Source organism: Actinomycetota bacterium (assembly GCA_035640355.1).
Taxonomy (GTDB): domain Bacteria; phylum Actinomycetota; class UBA4738; order UBA4738; family HRBIN12; genus CALGFI01.
Genome location: DASQWI010000017.1, coordinates 107,112 through 130,568 on the forward strand (window position 1 = coordinate 107,112; position 23,457 = coordinate 130,568).

The 23,457-nt window shown below is 68.5% G+C and carries 29 protein-coding genes; 27 read left to right on the plus strand and 2 right to left on the minus strand.

Annotated elements, in window-relative coordinates:
* The 4 genes from VFA08_09130 (at position 1) to VFA08_09145 (ending at position 3,903) form a co-directional block, all read left to right on the plus strand.
* Complete coding sequence (locus VFA08_09130; protein HYZ13750.1) at positions 1 to 780, plus strand: ribonuclease HII; 780 nt, start codon at positions 1 to 3, stop codon at positions 778 to 780.
* On the plus strand, positions 777 to 1,079 hold the full coding sequence (locus tag VFA08_09135) for a DUF2469 family protein (protein ID HYZ13751.1): 303 nt from the start codon (positions 777 to 779) through the stop codon (positions 1,077 to 1,079). The genes VFA08_09130 and VFA08_09135 overlap by 4 nt, the downstream gene beginning before the upstream one ends.
* 77 nt (positions 1,080 to 1,156) lie before the next feature.
* Positions 1,157 to 1,519, plus strand: a complete 363-nt coding sequence (locus VFA08_09140; GenBank protein HYZ13752.1) for a YraN family protein — start codon at positions 1,157 to 1,159, stop codon at positions 1,517 to 1,519.
* A gap of 974 nt (positions 1,520 to 2,493) precedes the next feature.
* Positions 2,494 to 3,903 carry a recombinase family protein gene (locus VFA08_09145; GenBank protein HYZ13753.1) on the plus strand — a complete coding sequence of 470 codons (1,410 nt, stop codon included), beginning with the start codon at positions 2,494 to 2,496 and terminating at the stop codon, positions 3,901 to 3,903.
* Here VFA08_09145 and VFA08_09150 read toward each other — a convergent pair.
* Complete coding sequence (locus VFA08_09150) at positions 3,900 to 4,190, minus strand: hypothetical protein (GenBank protein HYZ13754.1); 291 nt, start codon at positions 4,188 to 4,190, stop codon at positions 3,900 to 3,902. The two genes, VFA08_09145 and VFA08_09150, sit on opposite strands and share 4 nt — an antisense overlap.
* 106 nt (positions 4,191 to 4,296) lie before the next feature.
* Here VFA08_09150 and VFA08_09155 point away from each other — a divergent pair, with 106 nt between their 5' ends.
* The 15 genes from VFA08_09155 to dprA (VFA08_09225) all read left to right on the plus strand — a co-directional run bounded on the left by VFA08_09155 (position 4,297) and on the right by dprA (VFA08_09225) (position 14,689).
* Complete coding sequence (locus VFA08_09155; GenBank protein ID HYZ13755.1) at positions 4,297 to 4,533, plus strand: helix-turn-helix transcriptional regulator; 237 nt, start codon at positions 4,297 to 4,299, stop codon at positions 4,531 to 4,533.
* 145 nt (positions 4,534 to 4,678) lie between these two features.
* On the plus strand, positions 4,679 to 5,119 hold the full coding sequence (locus VFA08_09160) for a hypothetical protein (GenBank protein HYZ13756.1): 441 nt from the start codon (positions 4,679 to 4,681) through the stop codon (positions 5,117 to 5,119).
* On the plus strand, positions 5,116 to 6,483 hold the full coding sequence (locus VFA08_09165) for a DUF3631 domain-containing protein (protein ID HYZ13757.1): 1,368 nt from the start codon (positions 5,116 to 5,118) through the stop codon (positions 6,481 to 6,483). The genes VFA08_09160 and VFA08_09165 overlap by 4 nt, the downstream gene beginning before the upstream one ends.
* Positions 6,480 to 7,391: a hypothetical protein gene (locus VFA08_09170; GenBank protein ID HYZ13758.1), complete on the plus strand. Its 912-nt coding sequence runs from the start codon at positions 6,480 to 6,482 to the stop codon at positions 7,389 to 7,391. Before VFA08_09165 ends, VFA08_09170 begins: the two co-directional genes overlap by 4 nt.
* Positions 7,369 to 7,557 carry a hypothetical protein gene (locus VFA08_09175; GenBank protein HYZ13759.1) on the plus strand — a complete coding sequence of 63 codons (189 nt, stop codon included), beginning with the start codon at positions 7,369 to 7,371 and terminating at the stop codon, positions 7,555 to 7,557. The genes VFA08_09170 and VFA08_09175 overlap by 23 nt, the downstream gene beginning before the upstream one ends.
* 283 nt (positions 7,558 to 7,840) lie before the next feature.
* A complete protein-coding gene (locus VFA08_09180) occupies positions 7,841 to 8,062 on the plus strand; it encodes an HNH endonuclease signature motif containing protein (GenBank protein HYZ13760.1) in 222 nt (73 codons plus the stop codon).
* Between the two features lie 134 nt (positions 8,063 to 8,196).
* A complete protein-coding gene (locus tag VFA08_09185; protein HYZ13761.1) occupies positions 8,197 to 8,469 on the plus strand; it encodes a hypothetical protein in 273 nt (90 codons plus the stop codon).
* Positions 8,459 to 8,929, plus strand: a complete 471-nt coding sequence (locus VFA08_09190) for a P27 family phage terminase small subunit (protein ID HYZ13762.1) — start codon at positions 8,459 to 8,461, stop codon at positions 8,927 to 8,929. The genes VFA08_09185 and VFA08_09190 overlap by 11 nt, the downstream gene beginning before the upstream one ends.
* Entirely contained in the window at positions 8,916 to 10,379 is a 1,464-nt protein-coding gene (locus tag VFA08_09195) for a terminase large subunit (GenBank protein ID HYZ13763.1), read from the plus strand. Before VFA08_09190 ends, VFA08_09195 begins: the two co-directional genes overlap by 14 nt.
* A 56-nt stretch (positions 10,380 to 10,435) precedes the next feature.
* Positions 10,436 to 10,807 (plus strand): hypothetical protein, encoded by a 372-nt coding sequence (locus tag VFA08_09200; GenBank protein HYZ13764.1) that lies wholly within the window; start codon positions 10,436 to 10,438, stop codon positions 10,805 to 10,807.
* 352 nt (positions 10,808 to 11,159) lie between these two features.
* Positions 11,160 to 12,095 (plus strand): DNA-processing protein DprA, encoded by a 936-nt coding sequence (gene dprA, locus VFA08_09205; GenBank protein ID HYZ13765.1) that lies wholly within the window; start codon positions 11,160 to 11,162, stop codon positions 12,093 to 12,095.
* 259 nt (positions 12,096 to 12,354) lie between these two features.
* A complete protein-coding gene (locus VFA08_09210; GenBank protein HYZ13766.1) occupies positions 12,355 to 12,876 on the plus strand; it encodes a hypothetical protein in 522 nt (173 codons plus the stop codon).
* Entirely contained in the window at positions 12,770 to 13,552 is a 783-nt protein-coding gene (locus tag VFA08_09215) for an ATP-binding protein (protein HYZ13767.1), read from the plus strand. The genes VFA08_09210 and VFA08_09215 overlap by 107 nt, the downstream gene beginning before the upstream one ends.
* Positions 13,542 to 13,880 (plus strand): hypothetical protein, encoded by a 339-nt coding sequence (locus tag VFA08_09220; protein ID HYZ13768.1) that lies wholly within the window; start codon positions 13,542 to 13,544, stop codon positions 13,878 to 13,880. The genes VFA08_09215 and VFA08_09220 overlap by 11 nt, the downstream gene beginning before the upstream one ends.
* Complete coding sequence (gene dprA, locus VFA08_09225) at positions 13,877 to 14,689, plus strand: DNA-processing protein DprA (GenBank protein HYZ13769.1); 813 nt, start codon at positions 13,877 to 13,879, stop codon at positions 14,687 to 14,689. Before VFA08_09220 ends, dprA (VFA08_09225) begins: the two co-directional genes overlap by 4 nt.
* A gap of 11 nt (positions 14,690 to 14,700) precedes the next feature.
* On the opposite strand, the gene VFA08_09230 is transcribed toward dprA (VFA08_09225), so the two are convergent.
* The gene (locus VFA08_09230) at positions 14,701 to 16,071 is read right to left on the minus strand and encodes an MBL fold metallo-hydrolase (protein HYZ13770.1); all 1,371 of its coding nucleotides are present in this window, start codon (positions 16,069 to 16,071) and stop codon (positions 14,701 to 14,703) included.
* 85 nt (positions 16,072 to 16,156) lie between these two features.
* Here VFA08_09230 and VFA08_09235 point away from each other — a divergent pair, with 85 nt between their 5' ends.
* The 8 genes from VFA08_09235 to pyrH all read left to right on the plus strand — a co-directional run bounded on the left by VFA08_09235 (position 16,157) and on the right by pyrH (position 23,454).
* Positions 16,157 to 17,086, plus strand: a complete 930-nt coding sequence (locus VFA08_09235; protein ID HYZ13771.1) for a tyrosine recombinase — start codon at positions 16,157 to 16,159, stop codon at positions 17,084 to 17,086.
* Positions 17,086 to 17,994 (plus strand): RNA polymerase sigma factor WhiG, encoded by a 909-nt coding sequence (gene whiG, locus VFA08_09240; protein HYZ13772.1) that lies wholly within the window; start codon positions 17,086 to 17,088, stop codon positions 17,992 to 17,994. The genes VFA08_09235 and whiG overlap by 1 nt, the downstream gene beginning before the upstream one ends.
* A 99-nt stretch (positions 17,995 to 18,093) precedes the next feature.
* On the plus strand, positions 18,094 to 18,624 hold the full coding sequence (locus VFA08_09245; GenBank protein ID HYZ13773.1) for a M23 family metallopeptidase: 531 nt from the start codon (positions 18,094 to 18,096) through the stop codon (positions 18,622 to 18,624).
* 59 nt (positions 18,625 to 18,683) lie between these two features.
* On the plus strand, positions 18,684 to 20,171 hold the full coding sequence (locus VFA08_09250) for a PQQ-binding-like beta-propeller repeat protein (GenBank protein ID HYZ13774.1): 1,488 nt from the start codon (positions 18,684 to 18,686) through the stop codon (positions 20,169 to 20,171).
* Entirely contained in the window at positions 20,168 to 21,154 is a 987-nt protein-coding gene (locus VFA08_09255) for a hypothetical protein (protein HYZ13775.1), read from the plus strand. The genes VFA08_09250 and VFA08_09255 overlap by 4 nt, the downstream gene beginning before the upstream one ends.
* Positions 21,155 to 21,300: 146 nt before the next feature.
* Complete coding sequence (rpsB, locus tag VFA08_09260; GenBank protein ID HYZ13776.1) at positions 21,301 to 22,086, plus strand: 30S ribosomal protein S2; 786 nt, start codon at positions 21,301 to 21,303, stop codon at positions 22,084 to 22,086.
* Positions 22,086 to 22,694, plus strand: coding sequence for a translation elongation factor Ts (tsf, locus tag VFA08_09265; GenBank protein ID HYZ13777.1), 609 nt, complete (start codon positions 22,086 to 22,088; stop codon positions 22,692 to 22,694). The genes rpsB and tsf overlap by 1 nt, the downstream gene beginning before the upstream one ends.
* 49 nt (positions 22,695 to 22,743) lie before the next feature.
* Positions 22,744 to 23,454, plus strand: coding sequence for a UMP kinase (gene pyrH / locus VFA08_09270; protein HYZ13778.1), 711 nt, complete (start codon positions 22,744 to 22,746; stop codon positions 23,452 to 23,454).
* Positions 23,455 to 23,457 lie beyond the last annotated feature (3 nt).

The following is a 23,457-nucleotide window of genomic DNA, read 5'->3' on the forward strand; positions in this document are numbered from 1 at the left end:
GTGGGTAGCGCGGTGCGTGAAGCGAACAGGGCGCGGACGCCCGGGCCTGGTCCGGTCGATCTCGCTCGATACGAGCGCGGTCTTCGGGAGCAAGGGTTCAGTCTGATCGCCGGCGTGGACGAGGCGGGTCGCGGTGCGCTGGCCGGTCCGCTCTTCGCGGCAGCCGTGATCCTTCCGGATGGGTTCGACCTCGAAGGAGTGAACGATTCGAAGCTCCTGACCGCGGCTCAGCGCGAAGATGCGTTCGAACGGATCGTTCGAGACGCGATCGCGTGGTCGGTGTGCAAGTGCATGCCGCAACGAATCGATCACCGCGGCCTCCAGCGCACGAACGTGTGGCTACTTCGTCGGTGCGTCACGAGGCTGAGCGTTCAACCCGATTACGTGTTGACCGATGGGTTCCCGGTCCGACGGCTTCCCGTGCCGAACCTGTCGATCAAAAAAGGCGACGCGGTGACCGCATCGGTCGCTGCAGCCTCGATCGTGGCGAAGGTGTTGCGCGATCGGATGATGGATCGGTACCACCGGCGGTTCCCGGCGTACGGGTTCGACCACAACCGGGGCTACGGGACGAAGGGCCATCGCGACGCGTTGTTCCGCCACGGCCCTTCGCCGATACACCGGTATTCGTTCAAGGGCCTCCGCACCGGCTACTACCCGGGGTCGCTCGACGAAGCGCTCGGACGCGCCGATGGCGTGGCGCCCGAGCGAGCCAACGGCGATGTCACCGTCGAGGACATGAACGCCGAGATCGTCGTCATCGAGGAGGCGGGCCCGTGAACGAAGAAGACGACATCGAGCGGTTCGAGGAGCAACGCGAGCTCGAGCTGTATCGCGAATACCGCGACGTCGTCCCGATGTTCCGCTACGTCATCGAGACGGAGCGCCGCTTCTACCTCGCCAACCAGGTGGACGTTCAAACGCGCGACGGGGGATGGGTGGAGGTGAACCTCGGCGACGCGTGGGTGTGGGACATGTTCCGGCCGGCGCGGTTCGTTACGAGCGTGCGTGTGATGACGCGCCGCGACGTGAATGTGGAAGAGCTTCGTCACGACGACGATCCAACGATCGCCCCGTAGCTCGGGGGTTCGCTCCTTCGTTCCTCCCACTCGGCGCCGACGGCACGGATGTCGGTATCGGGGGATAGCGTCCGGACGTGCCCGCGACAGATCGACGACTGTCTCGCGCGCGCGATGGCGAGGAGGCCGCGGCGCGGGTGTATGAGCGCCGCGGGTACAGGGGTATCGCCCGCAACTGGCGGTGCGCGATCGGCGAGCTCGACCTCGTGGTGCACCGGGGAGGCACGCTTGTGTTCTGCGAGGTCAAGACACGGACCGGCATGGCCTTCGGCGGCGGGTACGAGGCCGTCACGTGGGCCAAGCGACGGAAGTTGCGCCAGCTCGCGGACGCGTTCATGCAGTCGTTCCGGTTCCAGGCCGTGCAGACGCGGTTCGACGTGGCGAGCGTGTGGCTCGGACCGCGCGGACCCGACGTCGAGATCTTCGAAGACGCCTTCTGACGTAGCTCGCCGTGTCGGTGGTGGACGCTAGGGTCGCGCGACCGTGTACGGGCGCGTCATGGGGGTCGCCGTCGTCGGCGTTCGTGGGCGCCCGGTCGTCGTCGAGGCGCACGTCGGTCGCGGTCTCCCGTCGCTCACGTTGACGGGACTGCCCGGCGCGGCGGTCCAGGACGCGCGAGATCGCATCCGTCCGGCGGTCGAGAGCGCAAGGCTCGAGTGGCCGCTCCGCCGCGTCGTGGTGAACCTGTCGCCGGGCAACATCCGGAAGGATGGGCCCGGGCTCGACCTTGCCGTCGCGATGAGCGTGCTCGTGGCGACGGGACAGGCGCCGGCCGACGGCGTGCGACGGTGGGGGTTCGTCGGCGAGCTCTCGCTCAAGGGGACGCTCGTGTCGACGCCGGGCGTGCTTTCCATGTCGATCGCCGCCGCGGCCGACGGGCTGCGCGGCGTCGTGGTTCCCGAGATGAACGCGACCGAGGCGGCGCTCGTCGATGGCATCGAGGTCGTCGGCGCTCCATCGCTCGCCGAAGTGGTGGGGTTCTTCCGCGGGACGTGGCGGCCGTCGCCGCCGGCGCGCACCGTGCCCCGGGGCGAAGGCCGCCACACCGTCGACCTCTCCGAGGTCCGCGGCCAGGCGCAGGCGCGACGCGCACTGGAGGTCGCCGCGGCCGGCGGACACAACGCGCTGTTCGTCGGCGCGCCGGGTGCAGGCAAGACGATGCTTGCGCGCCGGTTGGCAACCATCTTGCCGGCGATGTCGGGCCCGGAGGCGCTGGAGGTCACGCAGTTGCACTCGGTCGCGGGGCTGCTCGAAGGGGACGGGCTCGTCCGCGACCGGCCGTTTCGCTCACCGCATCACTCGGCGTCGCCCGCGGCGCTTCTCGGCGGGGGCGCGTCGTACCTGCGACCCGGTGAAGTGTCGCTCGCGCATAACAGTGTTGACCTATGTACTCCGACGCGCGTAGGGTGCGCTAATGGCCACCCGCGCCGCCAAGGTCGCGCCCCGCGCCGGTGTGTACGCGCGGATCTCGCACGACCGGATCGGCGACGAGCTCGGCGTCCGCCGGCAGCTCGCCGACTGCGAGAAGCTCGCGCGCTCCCGCGGGTTCACCATCACCGATCGGTATGTCGACAACGACGTCTCGGCCTACGCGGGGCGCCGAAGGCCGGAGTACGAGCGGATGCTTGCGGACTTGTCCGCCGGTCGCATCGGCGCGGTCGTCGCCTGGCACCCCGATCGGATTTACCGCCACCCCCGCGACCTCGAGGCGTTCGTCGAGACGATCGAGCAGGCCGGAGCGGCGGTGCTCACGGTCCAGGCCGGCGAGCTCGACCTGTCGACGGCGAGCGGTCGCATGGTCGCCAGGATGCTCGGCGCCGCTGCGCGGTACGAGTCCGAGCACAAGGCCGAGCGGCAGCGTCGCAAGCACCGCGAGCTCGCGGAGGCCGGCAAGCCGGTCGGCGGGGGAGACCGGCCGTTCGGTTTCGAGGATGACCGCGTCGGCATCCGCGAGGGCGAAGCACACGAGATCCGCGACGCCGTTGAGCGTCTGATCGCCGGCGCGTCGATGCGGAGCATCTGGCTCGACTGGCGGCATCGCGGCGTGCGCTCGCCGCGGGGGACCGACTGGCAGGTCGCCTCGCTCAAGCGGATGTTCGTCTCGCCGCGGATCGCCGGGCTGCGCGAGCACCGAGGCGTCGTCGTCGGTCCGGCCGTCTGGCCCGCCGTCATCACGCCGGAGCAGCACGAGGCCGTCGTCGCGATCCTGGCCGATCGTTCGCACCCGCGCGCACCGGCAAGGCGGTACTTGCTCACCGGCGGAGTGTTGCGCTGCGGACGGTGCGGCGCCGCGATGGTCGCTCGGCCCAACGATCGGCGTCAGCCGCGTTACGCGTGCACCGTGGACGCTGGCGGCTGCAACCGAATGTTCCACCTGGCCGAGCCGCTCGAGGACTTCATCCGCGACGCTATCTTGATAGCACTCGACGGTCCGGCGCTGCGCGCGCTTGCCGCTGGCGTCGCGACGGACGATCCGCCCACCGAGGTAGCCGCGGAGCTTGCCGCACTCGAGGATCGTCGCCGTGAGGCCGCGGGCGCCTACTCCTCCGGCGAGATCTCGCTCGAGGCCTTCCGCGCCGCCGACCGCGATCTGGCCGGACGGATCGACCACGCCCGCGACGAGCTTCGCTCGCGCTCGCGCGCAACCATGGCGGCCGCGCTGCCGACGTCGGCCGACGAGCTCGCGGCGTGGTGGGAGCAGGCGAGCCTCGACGAGCGGCGGACCCTGCTCGCTCTCGTCGTCGAGGGCGTCGTGCTGAACCCCGGCGTTCCAGGACGGAGCAGGTTCGATCCCGCTCGCGTTGAGATCGTCTGGCGGGCCTAGAGCTGCGGCGCGTACATCGACGTGACGACAGGAGCCCTCCCGGGCTCGTCGTGACGCCAGGCGAGGGGGTCACCGTCGGGGTTGATATACGCGAGGTGCTCCCGAGTGTTCTCGTCGAAGCCGCGCAGGACGTTCGGCATCTCCCGCGCGAGTCGGTTGAGAAGCTTCCGATGCTTCTCGCCGGTCCCGACGACGAGGATCGTCTCGTCCTCGCGGCCCGCGATCTCACGTCTAAGCCGCTTCAAGTTGTACTCGGGCGTGAGGGTGATCCGAGGTTGCGCGATCACTCTCACTAGTGTAACTTCAGGCATGTAGTCTGCAAGTCGCTGCTCGGCTGGTGTGCCGATAGGCGCGCTCTCTCTGCCAGGCGACCCGATCCGAAGGAGGATCAGGTTGGCTGGCTTTTTCACTTTCGACGGCCCGGCTCTCCGGGAGCTCCGCGAGGCCAAGGGCTGGCGACGTGAGCACCTTGCGCTGACGCTGGGCGTGAGCGCCGGCGCTGTCGACCACTGGGAGAGCGGACGCCGCAGCCCCTCCCGCATGACGGTCATTCGGCTCGCTGCGGTTCTGGGCTGTCATCCGCGGGACCTCCTCGCCGAGGACCCACTGCACGCCGGGATGTCGGCGTGATCGACCGCGAGACCGTCCGCGCATCTCGTGAAGCGCAAGGCTTGCCCGCTCGCGTCGAGGATCCAACCGCGCTCCGCGCCGTCGTCGCGCTCATCCGCCGTAGACCCGTTCGAAAGGCTCGCGTGGAGCGGAAGGCGGGGACCGGATGAGTCCGCCTACAGACGAACGCACCCCCGGCTTGGGAACCGGAGGTGCGCAAGACCAGCAACCGGCTGAGAGCATAACCCGAGACGCGGACGCGGCCGACAAGGCTATCGCCGAGATCCGCCGGTGGGAACGTGCGGCGCGTCTGGTCGCAGACGATCCCGCCCTCTCGCTACGAGCCAAGTGCCGCGCGCTCCTCGAGATGACGGCCAGGGCGCGGCGGTCCGATATCGCCAGCTTCCTCGAGCATGCGATCTGGCGCGGTTGCGGCCACTTGTTCGAGGAGGACATCCGCGTCCCCACCGACGTCATCGGTGCTATTCGCCGGCTTCGGCGACAAGGCCGCGACGCCTGCCCCACGTGCCTGCGGCCGCTCCCCGATCACGACGAGCTAGATCACTGGCGCGAACTCATCCACAACTACAACAAGAGGCCGGCATGACGCCCGACGACGACCGCGCCACCCTCGAGCTCGTCGCCGAGGTAACGGAAGGACTCCCTCGGGAGACTCTGGCCGGTCTTCTCGACGATATCCGCTCGCACGTGAACCGGTTCATCGGCTTTACGTCGGACCACGCTCCGATCGCCATCGCATTGTGGGTCGCTCACTGCTACGTCGTGAGTGCCGCCGCGATCGCGGCCTATCTTCGGATCCGGTCGGCTGCCGAGGAGTCGGGCAAGTCGACGCTGCTCGAGGTGCTGCACCAGCTGCTCCGCACACGCGGCATCAACGCCGTCTCGGTCTCGCCGTCGGTGGTGTACCGACTGAGAGAGAAGGTCGGCCCGGTTGCGCTCCTGCTCGACGAGACCGACAACGGCCTCGCCAAACGCCAGGACGACTCGGCGCGCGACCTGCTCTCGATCGTGAACGCCGGATACCGGGACTCGGCGATGGTGTACCGGACCGAGGGCCGCAGCTTCGAGCCGCGTGGGTTCAAGTGCTTCGGCCCGGCCGCGATCGCCGGCATCGGCTACCTCGAGCCGACGACGGAGTCACGGTGCATCCCGATCGTGCTCCCCCGGAAGCCGCGCGGGAGCCTGGAGCGGTTCCTGTCGTTCAAGGTGGAACCGGCAGCCAACCGGATCGCAGAGCGTCTGGAGGCGTGGGCGACGCCGGACGTGATCGACACGCTCCGGGACGCCTCTCCTTTCTACCCGGCCGAGCTCCGTGATCGCCACGTCGAGGTCTGGTGGAACTTGTTCGCGATCGCCGACCTCGCTGGGGAAGGCTGGCCCGAGGCCGCACGCGCTGCCGCGGTGGCGCTCCATGTAGGTGATGACGACGAGTCCGTCTACTCGGTCGGCGTGCTCCTGCTCTCACATGTGCTCCGCGCGTTCACCGAGCGCGACGCCGACCGGCTCCCCACGGCAGAGCTGCTCGAGCTCCTGGCCGCGAACGAGGAGGGCCCATGGGGCCGCTGGTGGAGCACCGAGCTAAACCGCGATGGCCCCCCTCGTGCGGCCGCGGCCGACCTGGCTCGCAAGCTGAAGGCGTTCCCAAAGCCGGACGGCAAGCCGATCAAGCCCGGCGTGATCCGGATGCCCGATGGATCGACCCCCCGCGGCTATCACCGTGATGACTTCGAGGCGGCGTGGGCGGCCTATCTGGGGTTTGGGTCCCCCCACGCAACGGATGCAACACATGCAACGCCCCTGGCCAGCACCGTTGCGTCTGTTGCGTCTGTTGCGTCCCCCCACCCAAACGAGGCAGAGGAGGCCGAGGCTCCGAAGTGCGTTCGGTGCGCGCGGTATGGGCCGGATCACCTCGGCGCCCATGTCTCGGTCTGGCCCGGAGGTGCGGCGTGAGCGCCGTTACGGACAGCGACCGTCGCGCGCGCGGCGACGCCAGCAGCCGTAACGGGCACAAAGGTCAACCCAATCTGCCGGGCTTCGAGCCTTCGCAGCTGGACTACGAGTCCCGGGTCATCGCGCTCCGAGCCCTGGTCACCGGACAGAGCTCCGAATACGAGTTCTGGCACGAGGTCGATGGAAAGCGCTTCGACGGCCTGACGATCGGGCTGGACGAGGAGGGGCGGCTATGGGGCGCCACGTGGGCGACTTGGCTCGAGGGCGCACTACAGGAACGCCGCCAGGAGGAACGGGCCGCTCGAGTCCGACAACGCGCGGAGGAGATGGAGGAGGCTCGTCGCCGGATCCATGCATTCCGCGAGGGAAGTGTCACGGATACGGCTCGCGCGGTCGCTGTGTCACTGGAAGCCGTCACGACGCTGGAGCGCGCGATCAAGTGGGACCAGCCGATCCCTCACAAGAGGGTCGACATGCCGAACGCGCTGCAATGGATTATGTGGCGGGCGAAGGACGGCGCCGGCCACGACGAGGAACCCTGTGGCTTCTGCGCCGGGCGGTCCCCGCGTTACTACCGCTCCATGTGCGACGAGCATTTGCTCGAGTGCTTCCGGAGGGAGGTCCGCGAGCGGATCTGGGAGTGCACAGCATGTGGCCGCGGCTACCTCAGTCGCCGTCGCTGGGAAGACCGCGTCGGGTACTGCTCGGACGAGTGCGAGGTCGTTACGAAAGTCGATGCCGCTCGCGCGCGGCGTACCGATAGCCGTAACGCGCTCGGGCTACGTTGCCAGGTCTGCGACGAGGTGATCGACGCTGGCCGCTCCGACGCTCGCTACTGCTCGCCGGCCTGCCGGCAGAAGGCCTACCGATCGAGGAGAACGCGGCGTGATCCCGCGCGCACGCTGTGAGTTCTGCGGCGAGGGCCTCGCAGTGGGAGATGCCGTGATCTTCGGTCCGTCGCCCTCGGCCGAAGTGCTCACGTCCCTTGCCGAGCGGTTCATGGCGGGCGAGGAGGTTGAGCTCGTGTTCTTGCATCCGGAGTGCGACGCCCTTATCGATGGAGGCTCAGCGTGAGCGGCTCGGTCCTTGAGGCTCGGTGCCACAAGGTCGCCTTCGGGAGCGAGGCCGAGGCCATGCGGCGATTGATCGAGCTCGCGCTGAAAGCACCTCGCCGCGAGAACTTGCCGGTCCGCGCCTATCGCTGTCCAGGGTGTGAGGCCTGGCACCTCACGAGGCGAGCAACATGAGCAGCGTCCTGCCGGTCCAGTGCGCTGAGCCACGATGTGCCCGTCGGGCGATCCCCGGTCGTGGACGATGCGAGTTGCACGGCGGGCGGGCCTGGCTGGGCACCCACCCCATGCCCCGAGGCTGGTCCCGACTCAGGGCCCAGGTACTCCTCGAGGAGCCTCGGTGTCGATCGTGCGGGGGACCGAGCACCGAGGTCGACCACGTCTTGGCCCGAGCCAACGGTGGGACGGACGATCGAGCCAACCTGGCCGCCCTCTGTTCGGCCTGCCACGCAGCGAAGACCGTCCGCGATCGAACCGACGCGCGTCGGCGGAAGCGAGCGGCGAGATGACCTCGCATTTTTTCCCGCGGCGTGTTCAAGAGCGGCAATCTTCGGCGGGAGGCGCCGCCGCGTTTCCCCGCCGCCGTTTTCAAACGCAGCAACCGCCCAGAACGGCCTAGAACGACCGGAGAGGAGCAGATGACGTGAGCGATCGACCGAAGGTCCCACCGCCGAGCGATGAGGCCCTGAACGACGTGGCGGCCGCCGTCCAAAGGGCGTTGACGCGTCCAGGTGACGAGCTCGACGGCATGTTCATGTTCGCCACGGCACTCGCGCCCGATGGCCAGCGGTACATGCAGGCCATGATGTGGCCGACCGAGCAGGCCGACGAGATCCGCGAGGCTCTGCGCCGGTTCCTCGACGGCCGCCCCGGCTGGGAAGGCGGCCCGTCGTGGGAGGAGCCCGATGCCGAATAGGCCCAAGCCCGTCGAACGCAAGCGCCGCGCGGGCAACCCCGGCAAGCGGGCGTTGCCGAAGCCCGTCGCGATCGTTCCTGCCGTCGACGGCATTCCTCGGGCGCCCGTGCCGCTCGATCGAGCGGGCCGCGATCTGTGGCGCACGATCTGGTCCGAGGCCTCGGAGTGGTTGGCGCCTTCGGACGTCCCGATGGTCGCGCTGCTCGCGCAGTTCGCCGACGAGCGCGCCCGGTGGCTCGCCCTGGTCGACGAGGAGGGACTGACGCACACCACGGCCCACAAGACCATGCGCGTGCATCCCGGAGTGAGTGAGGTTCGCCGCCTCGAGGCGGCCATGATCACCGTGATGTCGCTGCTCGGTCTGTCGCCGTCGGACCGCGCCCGACTCGGACTCACCGAGGTGCGCAAGCTCTCCGGTCTGGCCGACCTGATGCAACGGAGGCAGCGTGACCTCGGGTAGGAACGCAACCTCTGAGGGTGCGTTCGTCATCGAGTTCATCGAGCGCCACTGCTGCTTGACCAAGGGCACACGCGCGGGCGAGCGCGTGCATCTCTTGCAGTGGCAGAAGGACCTGATCACCGACCTGTTCGCGCTCGATGTGTCGCGGCGCCGTTACAGACGCGCCTATGTGCAGATGGCGAGGAAGAACGGCAAGACGTTCCTGATGGCCTGTGTCGCCCTGTACGAGGCCGTGGTGGGGGAAATGGGGGGCGAGGTCTATTTCGTCGCTGGCGACCGGATGCAGGCGTCGCGTGCCTTCGGTGAGATCCGCAAGATCGCCGAGGCCGACGACGAGCTCCGCGGTCTGTTCACGTTCTACAAACACGCGGCCGAGATCCCGTCGTCGGGCACGGTCCTTCGAGTGCTATCCGCAGACGCCGGGTTGCAGCTCGGACTCGAGCCATCGTTCACCGTGTTCGACGAGGTCGCGGTGCAACCGAACGATCGGTTGTGGAACGCGATGTCGCTCGGTTCCGGATCGCGCGAACACCCGATGCTCGTCGGCATCTCAACACCGGGATGGGAGCGCGACTCGCTCGCATACAAGCTGTACATGCACGGCAAGAAGATCGACGCCGGCGAGATCGAGGACCCGACGTTCTACTTCAAGGCCTATGAGCCGTCCGACGTCGACGCCGATCACACCGACCCGAAGGTGTGGGCCGAGGCCAACCCGTCGCTCGGCGCGTTCCTTCACGCGGAAGACTTCGCCGCTGCCCTTGCGTCCACCGACGAGAACGAGTTCCGGCGGTTCCGGCTGGGCCAGTGGACCGCGACGCATTCGGTCGCGTTCACGTCCGGAGTGTGGGACGCCGCGAAAGATCGCTCGCGAGCGACCATTCCCGAGGGCACGGACGTCGTGGTTGCGTTCGTCGCCGCGCGCAAACGTGACGCCGTCGCCATCGTCGGCTGCACCGTGGACGACCCGCACATCTTCCCCATCAAGATCTGGGAAGACTCCAACCGGGTCGATCCGAACGACGTCGCCGAGGAGCTCCGCGATGTGTGGCGTCGGTACGACGTGCGCGACCTCGTGTGCTCTCAACGGGACTGGTCCTGGGTCCTGCTCTCACTCGCCGAGGAGGGTCTGCCGGTCGCGGCCGTCCCGCGTTCTCCTCAACGGCTGGCCTCGGAGTGGCAGGTGTTCTTCGACGCCGTCACCGAGAAGCGCGTGACGCACGACGGCGACCCTGTGCTCGCGCGCCACGTCGGGAACCTCTCGCTCATCTCGGGACCCTCGGGCCCGCGGCCGGACCTGGACGTCGCCGAGGGCCAGCCGGTGGCGGCCGCGCTCGCCGCGATCATCGCGTTCGACACGGTCGCGCGCTTCGAACCCGCTGCCGACCTCCGAGTCATCCTGCCGTCATGGGTCGAGTCGGGGAGCACGCCGCCGGAGGTGGTCGGATAGCAGGAACGCATCGTCATGCAGCCGTCCTACAGTCGCGAAACGAGAGGAGAAATGACATGTTCGGTCTGAAGAAGAAGGGTCCCGACACGGTGTTCATCCACACCGACGACTGCAAGATCTGGAAGGCCGATCCAAACGTCGAGATCCCCTGGTCCTATGTCGGTGACGGGCTCTGGAAGGCAGAGTGCGTGTGCACGCACGAGTTCTGGCGTGAGCCCATCACCGACAAACGTCCTCGGCAGGATCCGCTCGATCCGAAGACGTCGCGTCACATGCCGGAGTGCGAGTTCGCCGGCGAGACCGAGCCCTCCGTCCTCCGGCTCGTCCTGAGGGTCCAGGAGGGCGCGGGTGGAACCTATTGGTTGGTGCAGTGCGCCGTCTGCGACGCCGGCTGGCAAGTCGCGCACTACGCCAGGGAGACCGGGTGAGGACGCATCCGTTACCGCCAGGGCTTGGCCTGCCGCCATGTCCTCGCCCACGTCGTGACCTCTCGTCTATTCCATACGCGCCCTCGAACGTCCTCGGCGACTGGAGCGGGAAAGCCCGGCTCGCCCACGAGCTGATGTGCTCGCTGCTTGGTGACGCCGAGAAGCTCGGCGACGTCGACGAGGCGGATAGTTGCGGCCTGGGTCATGCAGTTTGACGTTATCTACGTTCGCGTTGACCCGTGCATTTGGCGGTGTGGCCACGCTCCCGAGCAGCTGCGAGTCTCGTGTCGATGGGTACGTGTATCGTCCCAAACCCATGCGAACATACGTTCGATTGAGAAGGAGGCGGACCGTGAGTGTGCGTGAGGAGCAGCGCGACCTCCTCGCCCTATGCGCAATCCCTAATGTGAACTGGAGCCTGCTGGCCCGGGAGGCGCAACGACCGGGTGGCCTCGCACGGCTCTGGCGCGCCGAGGTCACCGAGAAGACAGATCAGGCGCGGACAGCATCCGAGCTCCTCGCGGTGGCGCTCGCGAACCCTAGGAATCTGACCAGGCGCGTCGATGACGAGGTCCGCCAGCTCCCCGGGGGCGTGCGTCTGTGCACCGTGCTCGACGACGAATATCCCTCGAATCTCCGCCTGATCGCGAACCTCCCGCCATTCCTGTTCTACCTGGGTGAGCTCCGCGGATCCGATGCCTTTTCGGTTGCCGTCGTGGGAACACGTACACCGTCCGCTCTTGGCGTGCAGGAGGCGGATCGTCTTTCGAGGGAGCTCGCGGGACGCGACGTCACTGTCCTGTCCGGTCTCGCGCTCGGCATCGATACTGCCGCTCACCGCGGAACTCTTGCCGCCCGCGGACGAACGATCGCTGTAGTCGGGACAGGAATCCGGACGTGCTATCCGAAGGAGAACGCCGGGCTCGCGAGCGATATCGTTTCCTCAGGTGGTGCGGTCGTCTCGCAGTTCTGGCCGTCGGCACCCCCGACGAAGTCCTCATTCCCCATGCGCAATGTCGTCTCGTCTGGCATGAGTCAGGGGACAGTCGTGATCGAGGCGACCGGGATGTCAGGTGCGCGGAACCAGGCACGGCGAGCCCTTGAGCAGGGCAAGAAGGCGTTCCTGCTGCGCGATCGGGTCACGTCGCAGCAGTGGGCTAGGCGCTACCTCGAGCGCGGTGCGATCGAGGTCAGCACCGTCGACGAGATTCTCCCCTTGCTTCGTGCGCCAGAGGTCATCGAGCACTTATCGGACAGGCGCAGGCAGCTCGCACTCGAGCTCGCGTAGGGGACGTACCCAACCCGCGTCGATGCTCGATATACAGCGTCTCGATCCTCCACCGGCAGGGTTCGGCAAATGCTCCGGCTGCCCCTATCTAGATCACGGTGCTGCGGCGATCTGCTTCGCCTGTGCGTCCAGTCGTCTGGAGCCCCTCGCCGAGCTGCGGTGTGATGTCTGCGATCTTGAGCTCGGGGAGACGGGGTTATGTCAGAACCCGGTGTGCAACTTCTCGGACCGCGGTTTCCGGTACGTGTACGCGATCTCGATGATGACGGGTCCTCTTCGCAAGGCGATCCTTCGCTACAAGTACGAAGACGTTCGCCGGTGGGCCGATATCTTCGGCCGCGTTCTCGCCGGCTATCTCGATGAGAACGAGGCGGCATTCAAGCGGTTCGACATCATCGCCCCGAGCCCTACCTATGTCGGTTCGGGCGGGCGCGAGTGGGACCACACCGAAGCAATCGTTCAGGTAGCCGCCGATGAGAGCGAGACCGACTGGCCGTTCCAGCTCGAACGCCCGTACGTCATAGAGCAAGTGCGCCCGACGCCGAGGTTTGTGGAGCAGAAGAGATGGCAGGACCGCCGGCACCTAGCCGAGGGAGAGTTCCGTCGCTCACTCCTGGTGCCCGACCAAGACCGGGTGTCTGGGCAGTCGATACTCCTAATCGACGACGTCTTCACTGACGGCCTTCGGACACGGGAAGTCGCGCTCGCTCTCCAGAGCCAGGGAGCGACCGAGGTCTCGCAGGTCGTTCTCGCACGGCAGCCGTACCGACCGAAGTCATAGCGGGCGACATAAGCGAACACTCGCGCACAACGGCGTGCTGTTCCTCGACGAGCTCACTGAGTTCCGCCGTGACGCGCTCGAGGGACTTCGGCAGCCGCTCGAGGACGGACGGGTCGTCGTGACGCGTGTGATCGGTTCCGTGGAGTTCCCGGCTCGGTTCACGCTCGTCGCGGCGGCGAACCCCTGCCCGTGCGGCTACGACGGTGATGTCTCGCGCCGGTGCACGTGCCGCACAGACCGCGTCGAGATCTATCGGTCCAAGCTGTCGGGACCGTTGCTCGATCGGGTCGACATCCGACTGACGATCCCCAGGCTCACCAAACAGGAGCTGCTCGGGCAGTCGGCCGGCGAGCCCTCGGCGGCCGTCCGCGGACGCGTCGAGGAGGCGCGCGATCGCCAGCGCGTGCGCTACGCGACGCTCGGTTTCCACTGCAACGCGCAGCTGCCGGGTCCGGTCGCGCGGCGACACATGAGAGTGGCTCCGGCGGCCGAAGAGCTCCTGGCCAACGCGGTCGAGACGCATTCGCTGAGCGGACGCGGCTTCGATCGCGCGCTGAAGGTCGCGCGGACGATCGCGGATCTCGCCGGGGCAGAACGCGTGAATGCCGACCACGTCGTCGAGGCGCTCGCGTACCGAACGGCGATCTCCGCCGAAGGCCTGGTCCGTGCGGGCTGAGGCAGGTCCGGCAGGCGCGTGGCCGGCGGAATTCGCCTCGACGGCGGAGGACCGCCGCGCCGTCCTGGTTCTCTCGTCGCTCCGCGGCATCACCCCGCGCAAGCTGATCGACGTCGCGGCGGAGCGTCGGACGGCTTCGGCGACGCTCGCATGGATCCGCGAGGGAAGAGCCGGGAGCGACAACGACGTCGCGTACGCGAACGAGCTCGACGGGCACGAGATCGAGCGCGCCCTCGTGGCTTGTGGAGCGCGCGTCGTCCACTGGGGTCGCCCGAGTACCCGAGTCAACTCACCACGATCCACGACCCGCCGGCGGCGATCTTCGTGATCGGCCGCTCTCTGCCCGACGTGGTCCACGCGGTGGCCGTCGTCGGGGCCCGGTCGTGCTCGGAGCTCGGCCGCGACATCGCGCGCGACGTGGGACGTGCGCTGTCGCTCGCCGGCGTGGACGTCGTGAGCGGTGCCGCTCGTGGCGTCGACTTCGCCGCGCACGAAGGAGCGCTCGCGGCCGGCGGCCGAACGGTCGCCGTGATGGGCTCGGGCATCGGTTCGGTCTACCCGGCGGGCAGCAGGCGTCTCGTCGAACGGATCGCGGTGACCGGCACGATCATCAGCGAGTACCCGCCGCGACGGCCGCCCAGCCACTACAGCTTCCCGGCGCGCAACCGCATCGTCGCGGGGCTCGCACGCGCCACGGTCGTCGTCGAGGGCGCGCGGGGAAGCGGCTCACTCATCTCCGCCGAGCACGCGATGGAGTTCGGCCGGGACGTGTTCGCCGTGCCGGGCGCCGTGACGAACGCGCTCGCCGAGGTTCCGCTCCAACTGATCCGCGACGGCGCGACGATGATCCGCAGTGCCGAGGACCTCCTGAACGACCTGGGGCTCCAGCTCGTCGTCGGTGAGGTCGCAGATCGTGTCGAGCTCTCGGACGCCGAGCGCGACGTGCTCGCTCATCTCGGGACCCCGATCCTGCCCGACCGGCTCGGGCCACTCGTCGGCTCGACCGTCCCGGAGGTGGTGGCCGTGCTGATGCGCTTGGAGCTGCGTGGGTTCGTCAGGAACGTCGGCGGACGCTACGAGACGACCCTCACGGGAGCCGCACCGCAGCGTTCCGCACCTGGCGTCGTCGAGCATTGAGGCGCCGGGCCCTACGCGGAACGCGCGAGCAACCGGAGCGCTCTCGGTACGCCGCCCCGCGCGACGAGCCGAACCGGAACCCCGGCGCGATCGAGCACGCTTGCCGCCATAGCCGAGCGGTACCCGCTCGCACACACGACGGTGTTGACAGCATCCCGGTCGAACGCGTCGAGTCGATCGGGAACGTCGCCCACGAACACGTGCCGCGACCCCTCGAGGTGTCCCGCTTCCCACTCGGAGCGTTGACGCACGTCGATCACGTCACCCGCCTCGCCGCGCCCGACGTCCTCGACGAGATCCTGTGCGGACATCGTCGGATACGAGCGGACGTCGCGTCCCGACGCCCGCCACCCGTCGATGCCGCCCTCGAGGTACCCGGTCACGCGGTCGTAACCGATCCGGAACAGCTGCGCCGCCGCGTCGAAAAGTGCGCGGCGGTCCGGCACGAGCAGCACCACCTCGTCGCCGAACGGCACGAGCCAGCCCACGTAGCTCCCGAACGACTCCGCGATCGGAACGTTCAATGATCCGGGCGCGTGCATCGCGGCGTACGCGGCACCCTCGCGCGCATCCACCAGCGAGGCCCCGCGCCGCATCGCGCCGTCGACCTCATCGGCGGAACGCGGCGGTGGGATCGGAACGTCGCCGAATACCGGCGCGCCGTTTCTGTTGATCGGCGCGAGGTACGCGTAGTAGTCCGGGTACGCCGCGAGGCCGTCGAGCTGGTGGGCCACGAACAGCGCCTCGTCGACCACTGTGAGTGCCGGATTCCCCACGCGCTCCGCTCCGATCGACGACGTCCGCTGCTTCCCCGGCGGCGTCGACGCGCAGAAGCTCCCGGCGCCGTGAGTCGGCAGCAGTTCCACGTCGTCGGGAAGGTCGGCCAGGCGCCGCATCGTTCGAAACTGCTGCTTGGTCAGCGACTCGGTGTTCTCGTCGCCGAGGAGATCGGTCCGTCCCGCGCTGCCCACGATGAGGCTTCCGCCGGAGAACAGCGCGCTCGGCGCTGAGGATCCTGCCTCACGAAGGAGGTACGACGTGTGCTCCGGTGTGTGGCCGGGTGTTGTGAGCGCGACGAGCGTGAGGTCGCCGACGCTGAGCGCGTCGCCGTCATCCATCGGCTCGTACGCGAACCGATATCCGGCTCGCGCCGGACCGACGACGTCCGCGCCGACCGCGGCTCTGAGCTCCTGCGCACCGGAGACGTAGTCGTTGTGGACGTGCGTCTCGACGACGTACCGGATGCGAACGCCCCGTGCTTCGGCCACACCGAGCAGCCGCACCACGTCACGCTGTGGATCGATCACCGCGGCCTCGGCGCCGGACGACACGAGGTAGCTGTTGTCGCCGAGACCGGGCGTCGTGAGTACCTCGACCGCCACGCACGGCATCGTAGTAGGGCGGTCGGGGGGCGGGCGTCCGGAGTCTTGAACGGACCTCTGGGCGGGGGTACAAGGGACCGACCGCATGGCCGCCTCCGACGAGCTTCCCCGCGGCGACGCACGCCTCATCGAGGCGTTCTGTGGGCATCTCGCGTTCGAACGTCACCTGGCCGGGGGCACGGTGACGGCGTATCGCCGCGACCTCACGCAGCTGGCGCGCTTCCTGGTGCGTCTTCGTCGATCGCTCCCTTCTGCGACGCTTCACGACCTTCGTCGATACCTCGCCCAACTCTCGACGCTGGGGTACGCGCGGGCCTCGGTGGCGCGTCGCGTCGGGGCGATCCACACCTTCTACCGATGGGCCTCGGCGAACGATCATGTCCACGTGGATCCGGCGGCGCTCCTCGGCAGGCCGAGGGTGGCGTCGCGCCTTCCGGTCGTGTTGCGGGTTCCCGAAGCGACGGCCCTCGTCGAGACACCAGAGCCGGCGAGCGACAACGACGTCGCGCGTGCCGTCGCCCTTCGGGACCGCGCCATCCTGGAGCTGATGTACGGGTCCGGACTCCGCGTGAGCGAGGTTGCCGGCCTGACGCTCGACCGCGTCGACCTCCGGCGCGGGCGCGTCCTGGTGTTCGGGAAGGGATCGAAGGAGCGCGAACTACCGCTGTCGGCCCCCGCTCGTGACGCCCTGATGGCGTGGATCCGACGAGGACGGCCGATATTGGCGGCCGACAGTCAACCCGCGCTCTTCCTAAACCGAAAGAACGACCAGTTGGGTGTACGCGACATCCGTCGCCTTGTGGGACGATACGGGGGCGCCGCTCTCGCGGGGAGACGGGTGACGCCACACACGCTTCGACATTCGTTCGCGACGCACTTGCTGGAGGGAGGGGCAGACATTCGGGCTGTTCAGGAACTTCTGGGGCACGCGAGCGTCGCGACGACCCAGCGGTACACGCATGTCTCTCGTGCGCGCCTGTTCGAGGCGTACCGACAGAGTCATCCGAGGGCATGATGGCGCGCGCCACGAACACATCGGAGAAGCGGCCGAAGGCCGCGGGCAATGGCTCGTCGAAGGTCGTCGTGAAGGCGTCGACGAAGGTCGATCCGGTAACCGTATCGACCGCGTCGACAACCGTGCGCAGCGGGCGGCCCCAGCCCGACCCGACCGACGAGCTCTCCCGTCTGTGGCAGGAGTTCAAGCGAACCGCGTCGCCGTCCGCGCGTGAGCGGTTGATCCTCCACTATGCGCCGCTCGTGAAGTACGTCGCGAGCCGTGTCGCGACAGGACTGCCGTCGAGCGTCGAGCAGGCCGACCTCGTCTCATACGGGATGTTCGGCTTGATCGACGCGCTCGAGAAATTCGAGCCGCCGCGGGGCAACAAGTTCGAGACATACGCGATCCCCCGCATCAAGGGCGCGATCATCGACGAGCTCCGCGCGATGGACTGGGTGCCGCGGTCGGTTCGGTTCAAGGCGCGCGAGATCGAGAAGGCGTACGCGGACCTCGAGTCGATCCTGAAGCGCGCGCCGAGCGAGCGAGAGGTCGCCGAACGACTCGGCGTCTCGCTTCGCGAGCTGCACGACGTCATCAACCAGATCTCCTTCGTGTCGGTCTTCGCTCTCGACGAGCTGCTCTCGGTGGGAACCGATCGCGGCGAGCAGATCTCGCTCCTCGACACGCTCGCCGATCGCGGTGTCGACCCCACGACGAGCCTCGAGAGTCAGGAGACGCGCGGCATGCTCGCTGCCGCGATCAACTCGCTCTCCGAACGCGAGAAGATCGTCGTGACCCTGTACTACTTCGAGGGGCTCACGCTCGCAGAGATCGGCGACGTGCTCGGCGTCACGGAGTCGCGCGTCTGCCAGATCCATACGAAGGCGGTCGGGCAGCTGCGGTTGCAGTTCGTCGAGACCGACTGACGCTTCGCGATACACCATTGCGCTCGTTCGCACTGTGCGGCGCGTCACACCATCCGAAGACCCGTAAGGCTAAGGTTCGATGCCTCGAAGGAGGTGCGGGTGGGCGTCGTGGTTCCCTCCGTCCTCCCCCTTCTGCTCGCGTTGACCGTTACCGTGCCGGTCCGCGTCGTCGTGGAGTTGGGCGCCGCGGCGCCGACGTCGGGGACGTGGGCGTGGCCCGTCGTCGGACCGGTCATGGGCACGTTCGATCCACCCGACACACCGTTCGGCGCGGGTCACCGCGGAATCGACATCGCGACAGGGGTCGGAACCGTCGTGATCGCTCCCGAGCCGGGCATCGTCGCGTTCGCCGGCAGGATCGGCGGTGAGCTGTTCGTGACGCTCGACCACGGTGCAGGGCTCACCAGCACCTACTCGTGGCTTTCGAGCAGCCTCGTCCGCAAGGGCGACTCGGTTCCCCGGGGCGCCGCCATCGCGTTGAGCGGGCGTGGACATCCGGACTCGACAACGGCGCACCTGCATTTCGGCGTCCGGCGGGACGGGGTCTACCTCGATCCGCTGTCGTTCCTCGTGCCGCCGAACGTCTCCGAGTTCATCCGCCTCGCGCCGCTGGACGACGTCGCCGCCTGACGCAGCTCGCGTCGCGGATCGACGGCGCGTCGATAGGATGAGCCGCTTCTCGACCTCTCATGTCACGGACGCGCTCGTTCCTGGCGAATGCATGCCGGCGCACGCCGGTCGTCGTCGTCTTTTCGGTCGCCGCGGTCGTTTCCTATGCGCTCGCCGCCGCGAGCTCGTTCGCACAAACGAGTGGTGGCGCCGAGTGGCCGCAGTTCCAGGGCGGGCCCGAACATCGTGGAGTATCCGAGAGCGGCCCGGCACCTCCGTATCGAACCCGGTGGACGTTCACCAGCCCGGACGGATCGGGGCTCTCGGGCGCCGTCATCGTCGACGGCCTGGCGATCTCCGTTGGCCGCGCATCCGTGTACGCGGTCGACGTCGCGACGGGCGAGTTGGCGTGGGACGTCGCTCGCGCGGACGGACCGGTCTCGTCCCCCGCGATCGCGTCGGGGAGGCGGCTCACGTTGCTGTACGTCGACGGGGGAGCTTCGACCACACCGTCGCCGTCGCCCCCGCCCACGGAGGGGTCGCCCTCACCGTCGTCGGACGAGGAGGGCGAGGCGGTCGGCGCATCCCTCGTGGCGATCGGTCTGGAAGATCAAGCTGAGGTGTGGCGCGTGCCGCTCGGCGCCGAGTCTCGAAGCGGAGTCACGGTCGACGGCCAGGTCGCGTACGTCGGAGACCAGGACGGAACGCTCTACGCCGTGGACGTCGCGGACGGCACGGTGCGATGGACGAGCGAGATGCCCGGACGCATCGACATCTCGATCGCGGCGTCGGACGGCCGCGCCGTGGCGATCTCGCGTGACGACGACTCGCGTCGTGTCGTCGTCGCCGCCTACGACGCCGACGACGGCGAACGCCTGTGGCAGATCACGCCGCAGCTGAGCGCGACGGCGGCGTCATCCGCGGCGCTCACCGAAGACGCGGTGATCGTCGGCCTGGCGGACCGGCTCGTTCGCGCGTTCGGCGTCGAGGACGGAGAGGAGCGGTGGTCCTCGCTGGCGCTTCAGCTGTTCTCGCCGCTCACGGCGCCCGCCGTGGGCGAGGACGCGGTGTACGTGGCGGACATCGGCGGAGGGCTGTATCGGCTCGATCCCGTGGACGGCGATCGTGGATGGAGCTTCCAGTTCAACGAGGTCGTCGTGCGCAGTTCGCCCGTGATCATCGATCGCTGGGTGCTGCTCGGGCTCAACGATGGCCGACTGGTGGCCGTGGACGCGGCGTCCGGTCGACTCAACTGGCAGAGTGCCCCGTCGGAGGGGCTGGCAGGCACGATCGCCGCCTCGTCCGAGGCGATCGTGGCGGTGAGGGGAGGCAACGACCCGGGACTCGTCGCGTTCGAGAACGACCCCGATGGCCGACTCATCGACGAGCCGTCGCCCACCGAGCTCGAGGCGGGCACGACGCTGACTCGTATCGCGGTCGCCAGCGTCATCGTGCTCGCCGCGGCGCTCGTCCCAGGCGTCCTGATCCGCCGCCGCATGGGTGATCGGGCGCTCGTCGCCGCCGATGCCGGCGATGAAGCGGATGAAGAGCGGGAGGACGAAGCGTGAGCTCGCGGAAAGGACGGCGACGAACCGGCCCTGCCCCCAAGGACGGACGGCGCGCGCCCGCGACGGATGCGGACGACGTTCGCGCCGCCGACCGGCCCCGAGGCCTGTTCGGTGGCGCGCTGTTCGGCTCCGGTCCGTCGCCATTGCCGCCGCTCGGGCGCTCCCTAGGGCGGGGGCTCCTCGCCGTCGCGTCGCAGCCGGCGCTCGTGGGGCTGGCCATCGCACTCGTCGTCGCGGCGTGGATCGGCCTGATCACGCTCGGCTTCGAGGGGTCGCCCGGCAGGACTGTGGACCTGCTCGCGATGCCGCCGATCAGCACGTACTTCGACCTCGGAACCGGCGCGAGCGTCTTCGGGTTCGGCTCGTCGTTCCTCATGTTCACCGGCCTCGCTCTGCTGCTGCGCGCGATCATCACGTCGGTGCTGACCGGCATGATCCTCGAGTCGCTGGAGGCTGGCCGAGTGACGCTCACCGGTGCGATCCTCGGGCTGCGCGCCTTCCCCACCGCGCTCGCCGTCTCGGTGCTGTCGTTCAGCCTGATCGTCGCGGGGAACATCGTGTTCCCCATTCTCGGGCCGGGGATCGGGTTCCTCGGCTTTGTGGCCGCGCTCGTCGCGGGCCTGTTCTTCCTGGGATTCGCCCCCGCGGCTGCGATCCGGGAAAGCCGTGGCGTCACCGAGTCACTGCGGCGATCGGGACGTGCCGCGATGCTTCCGGGGGGGCGACATCTCCTGCTGTGCACGCTCTACTTCTTCCTGGCACTCCCCGTCGTGGTCGGATTCGCCCCCGGCGGGGGCGAGATCACCGCGAATCCATCTCTGGTGTCGTGGGTGTTCGTGCTGGGCGTCAACGTCCTTCACGTGGCATTCATGGCCGCGTTCGCGTACCGGTGGGTGATCGCCGAGCCCAACGTGCCGGAGCAACCCGTCCCCCGGCGGCGGCAACCGGCCCGAGCGTCGGCCGGAGCGCGCGGGCGGCGGTAAGCCCTCGCGCATCGTCGCTGCTAGACTGCCCTCCGCCGGCGCCCAGAGGCGCCGAGCTCACACGTCCGAGGAGTCCTCGCGGGGTCCCGGCAACGGGCCGCGGCGGGCAGATCCGGGCGGAGGATGCAACCAGAAGGAGGAACATCGTGCCCGTCGTCACCAGACGGGAGCTCCTCGAGGCGGGCGTTCACTTCGGGCACCAGACGAGACGCTGGAACCCAAAGATGGGCCGCTACCTGTACGGGGAACGCTCCGGCATCTACATCGTCGACCTCGAGAAGACCCTGTCGGGCCTAGAGGAGGCATACGGATTCGTCCGCGATGTCGGCCGGCGGAACGGCGTCGTGCTGTTCGTGGGGACGAAGAAGCAGGCGCAAGAGGTCATCGCGGAGAGCGCCACGCGCGTCGGCATGCCCTACGTCACGACCCGGTGGCTCGGCGGCATGCTCACGAACTTCCAAACGGTCTCGCGGCGACTGCTCCGGCTGCGCGAGCTACGCGAGATGGAGCGGACGGGCGCCTTCGACTACCTACCGAAGAAGGAGGCCATCAGACTCCGGCACGAGAAGGAGAAGCTCGAGCGGAACCTGGGTGGGATGCAGAGCCTGGAGCGCCTTCCCGACGCCGTCTTCGTCATCGACACCAAGAAGGAGCACATCGCCGTGAACGAGGCGCGCAAGCTCGGCGTGCCCGTCATCGCCATCGTCGACACGAACTGCGACCCCGACGAGGTCGACTTCGTGATCCCCGGCAACGACGACGCCATCCGTTCGGTCGCCCTCGTCACGAGGATCGTTGCCGACGCGCTCGCCGAAGGTCGGCAGATCGGGCGCGAGGCCGTCGTCACCCGCGCCACCGGTCCGGAGATCGAGCCGGAGCCCGAGCCAGCTACCCCCGCCATGCAGGCCGCGACGACCGAGGCGACCGACTGATGGCCGATATCCCGGCGGCGCTCGTCAAGCAGCTCCGCGACATGACCGGCGCGGGGATGATGGACGCCAAGCGCGCCTTGCAGGACGCGGACGGCGACGTCGACAAGGCCGTGGTGCTACTCCGCGAACGCGGCCTGGCCTCGATCGGCAAGCGCGCCGGTCGCGCCGCCAACCAGGGGCGGATCGAGTCGTACATCCACTTCAACAACACGGTGGGCTCACTCGTCGAGGTGAACTGCGAGACCGACTTCGTCGCCAACACCGATGACTTCAAGCAGCTCGCGAAGGACATCGCGCTGCACGTCGCGAGCCCGCTCGCGCCTCAGTACCTCACGCGTGACGACGTTCCGTCCGCCGTCGCCGACGGCGAGCGCCACGTCTACGAGGTGCAGGCGAAGGAGACGGGAAAGCCGGACCACGTCCTGGCGAACATCGTCGAAGGGAAGATGAAGTCCTTCTACGAGGAGACCGTCCTGCTCGACCAGAAGTTCGTGAAGGACGACGGCCGGACGATCCAGCAGTTGCTCGACGAGGTCTCGACCAAGGTCGGCGAGAAGGTGGCCGTGCGCCGCTTCGTCCGGTACAGGCTCGGCGAGGATGCGGGCTGAAGGGGGGCCGGTGTCGGAGGATCCTCACGTCGAGAACGCCGCCCGGCCGATGTACCGCCGCGTCCTGCTGAAGCTTTCCGGGGACGCGTTCGCTCCCGCCGACACCGGGTACGGCATCTCGACCGCCGCGACCGGGATGCTCGCCCATGAGCTCGCCGACGTCGTCGACATCGGAGTCCAGTGCGCGGTCGTCGTCGGCGGGGGCAACATCTTCCGCGGGCGTCAGGCGCCCGACATCGACCGCTCCCGTGCCGACTACATGGGCATGCTGGCGACGGTGATGAACGCGCTCGCGCTGCAGGACGCGCTTGAGAAGGTCCACGTGGCGACGCGGGTTCAGACGGCGATCCACATGGCTCAGATCGCCGAACCTTACATCCCGCTCCGCGCGACGCGGCACCTCGAGAAGGGCCGGGTGGTCATCTTCGCCGCGGGCATCGGCGTGCCGTACTTCTCGACCGACACGACGGCCGCGCAGAGAGCGCTCGAGATCGGCGCACAGGCGCTGCTGAAGGGCACGAAGGTGGATGGTGTCTACACGGCTGACCCGCACGTCGATCCGAACGCCAGCCGGTTCGACTCGATCGAGTACCTCGACGTGCTCCGCGAGGGCTACCAGGTGATGGACGCCACCGCGATCACCCTCTGCATGGAGAACAAGCTGCCGATCATCGTCTTCGACTTCCGTACGGAGAACAACATCCGGCGCGCCGTCGCGGGCGAACCGATCGGAACGCTCGTCCACGGTGGTGGGGCGTGACCG

Coding starts and splice junctions, on each gene's coding strand:
- tsf (HYZ13777.1), top strand. CDS start 22,086: ATGGCCGATATCCCGGCGGCGCTCGTCAAGCAGCTCCGCGACATGACC.
- VFA08_09145 (HYZ13753.1), top strand. CDS start 2,494: ATGGCCACCCGCGCCGCCAAGGTCGCGCCCCGCGCCGGTGTGTACGCG.
- VFA08_09235 (HYZ13771.1), top strand. CDS start 16,157: ATGGCCGCCTCCGACGAGCTTCCCCGCGGCGACGCACGCCTCATCGAG.
- VFA08_09190 (HYZ13762.1), top strand. CDS start 8,459: ATGCCGAATAGGCCCAAGCCCGTCGAACGCAAGCGCCGCGCGGGCAAC.
- whiG (HYZ13772.1), top strand. CDS start 17,086: ATGGCGCGCGCCACGAACACATCGGAGAAGCGGCCGAAGGCCGCGGGC.
- pyrH (HYZ13778.1), top strand. CDS start 22,744: ATGTACCGCCGCGTCCTGCTGAAGCTTTCCGGGGACGCGTTCGCTCCC.
- VFA08_09165 (HYZ13757.1), top strand. CDS start 5,116: ATGACGCCCGACGACGACCGCGCCACCCTCGAGCTCGTCGCCGAGGTA.
- VFA08_09250 (HYZ13774.1), top strand. CDS start 18,684: ATGTCACGGACGCGCTCGTTCCTGGCGAATGCATGCCGGCGCACGCCG.
- VFA08_09210 (HYZ13766.1), top strand. CDS start 12,355: ATGATGACGGGTCCTCTTCGCAAGGCGATCCTTCGCTACAAGTACGAA.
- VFA08_09180 (HYZ13760.1), top strand. CDS start 7,841: ATGCCCCGAGGCTGGTCCCGACTCAGGGCCCAGGTACTCCTCGAGGAG.
- VFA08_09200 (HYZ13764.1), top strand. CDS start 10,436: ATGTTCGGTCTGAAGAAGAAGGGTCCCGACACGGTGTTCATCCACACC.
- VFA08_09160 (HYZ13756.1), top strand. CDS start 4,679: ATGAGTCCGCCTACAGACGAACGCACCCCCGGCTTGGGAACCGGAGGT.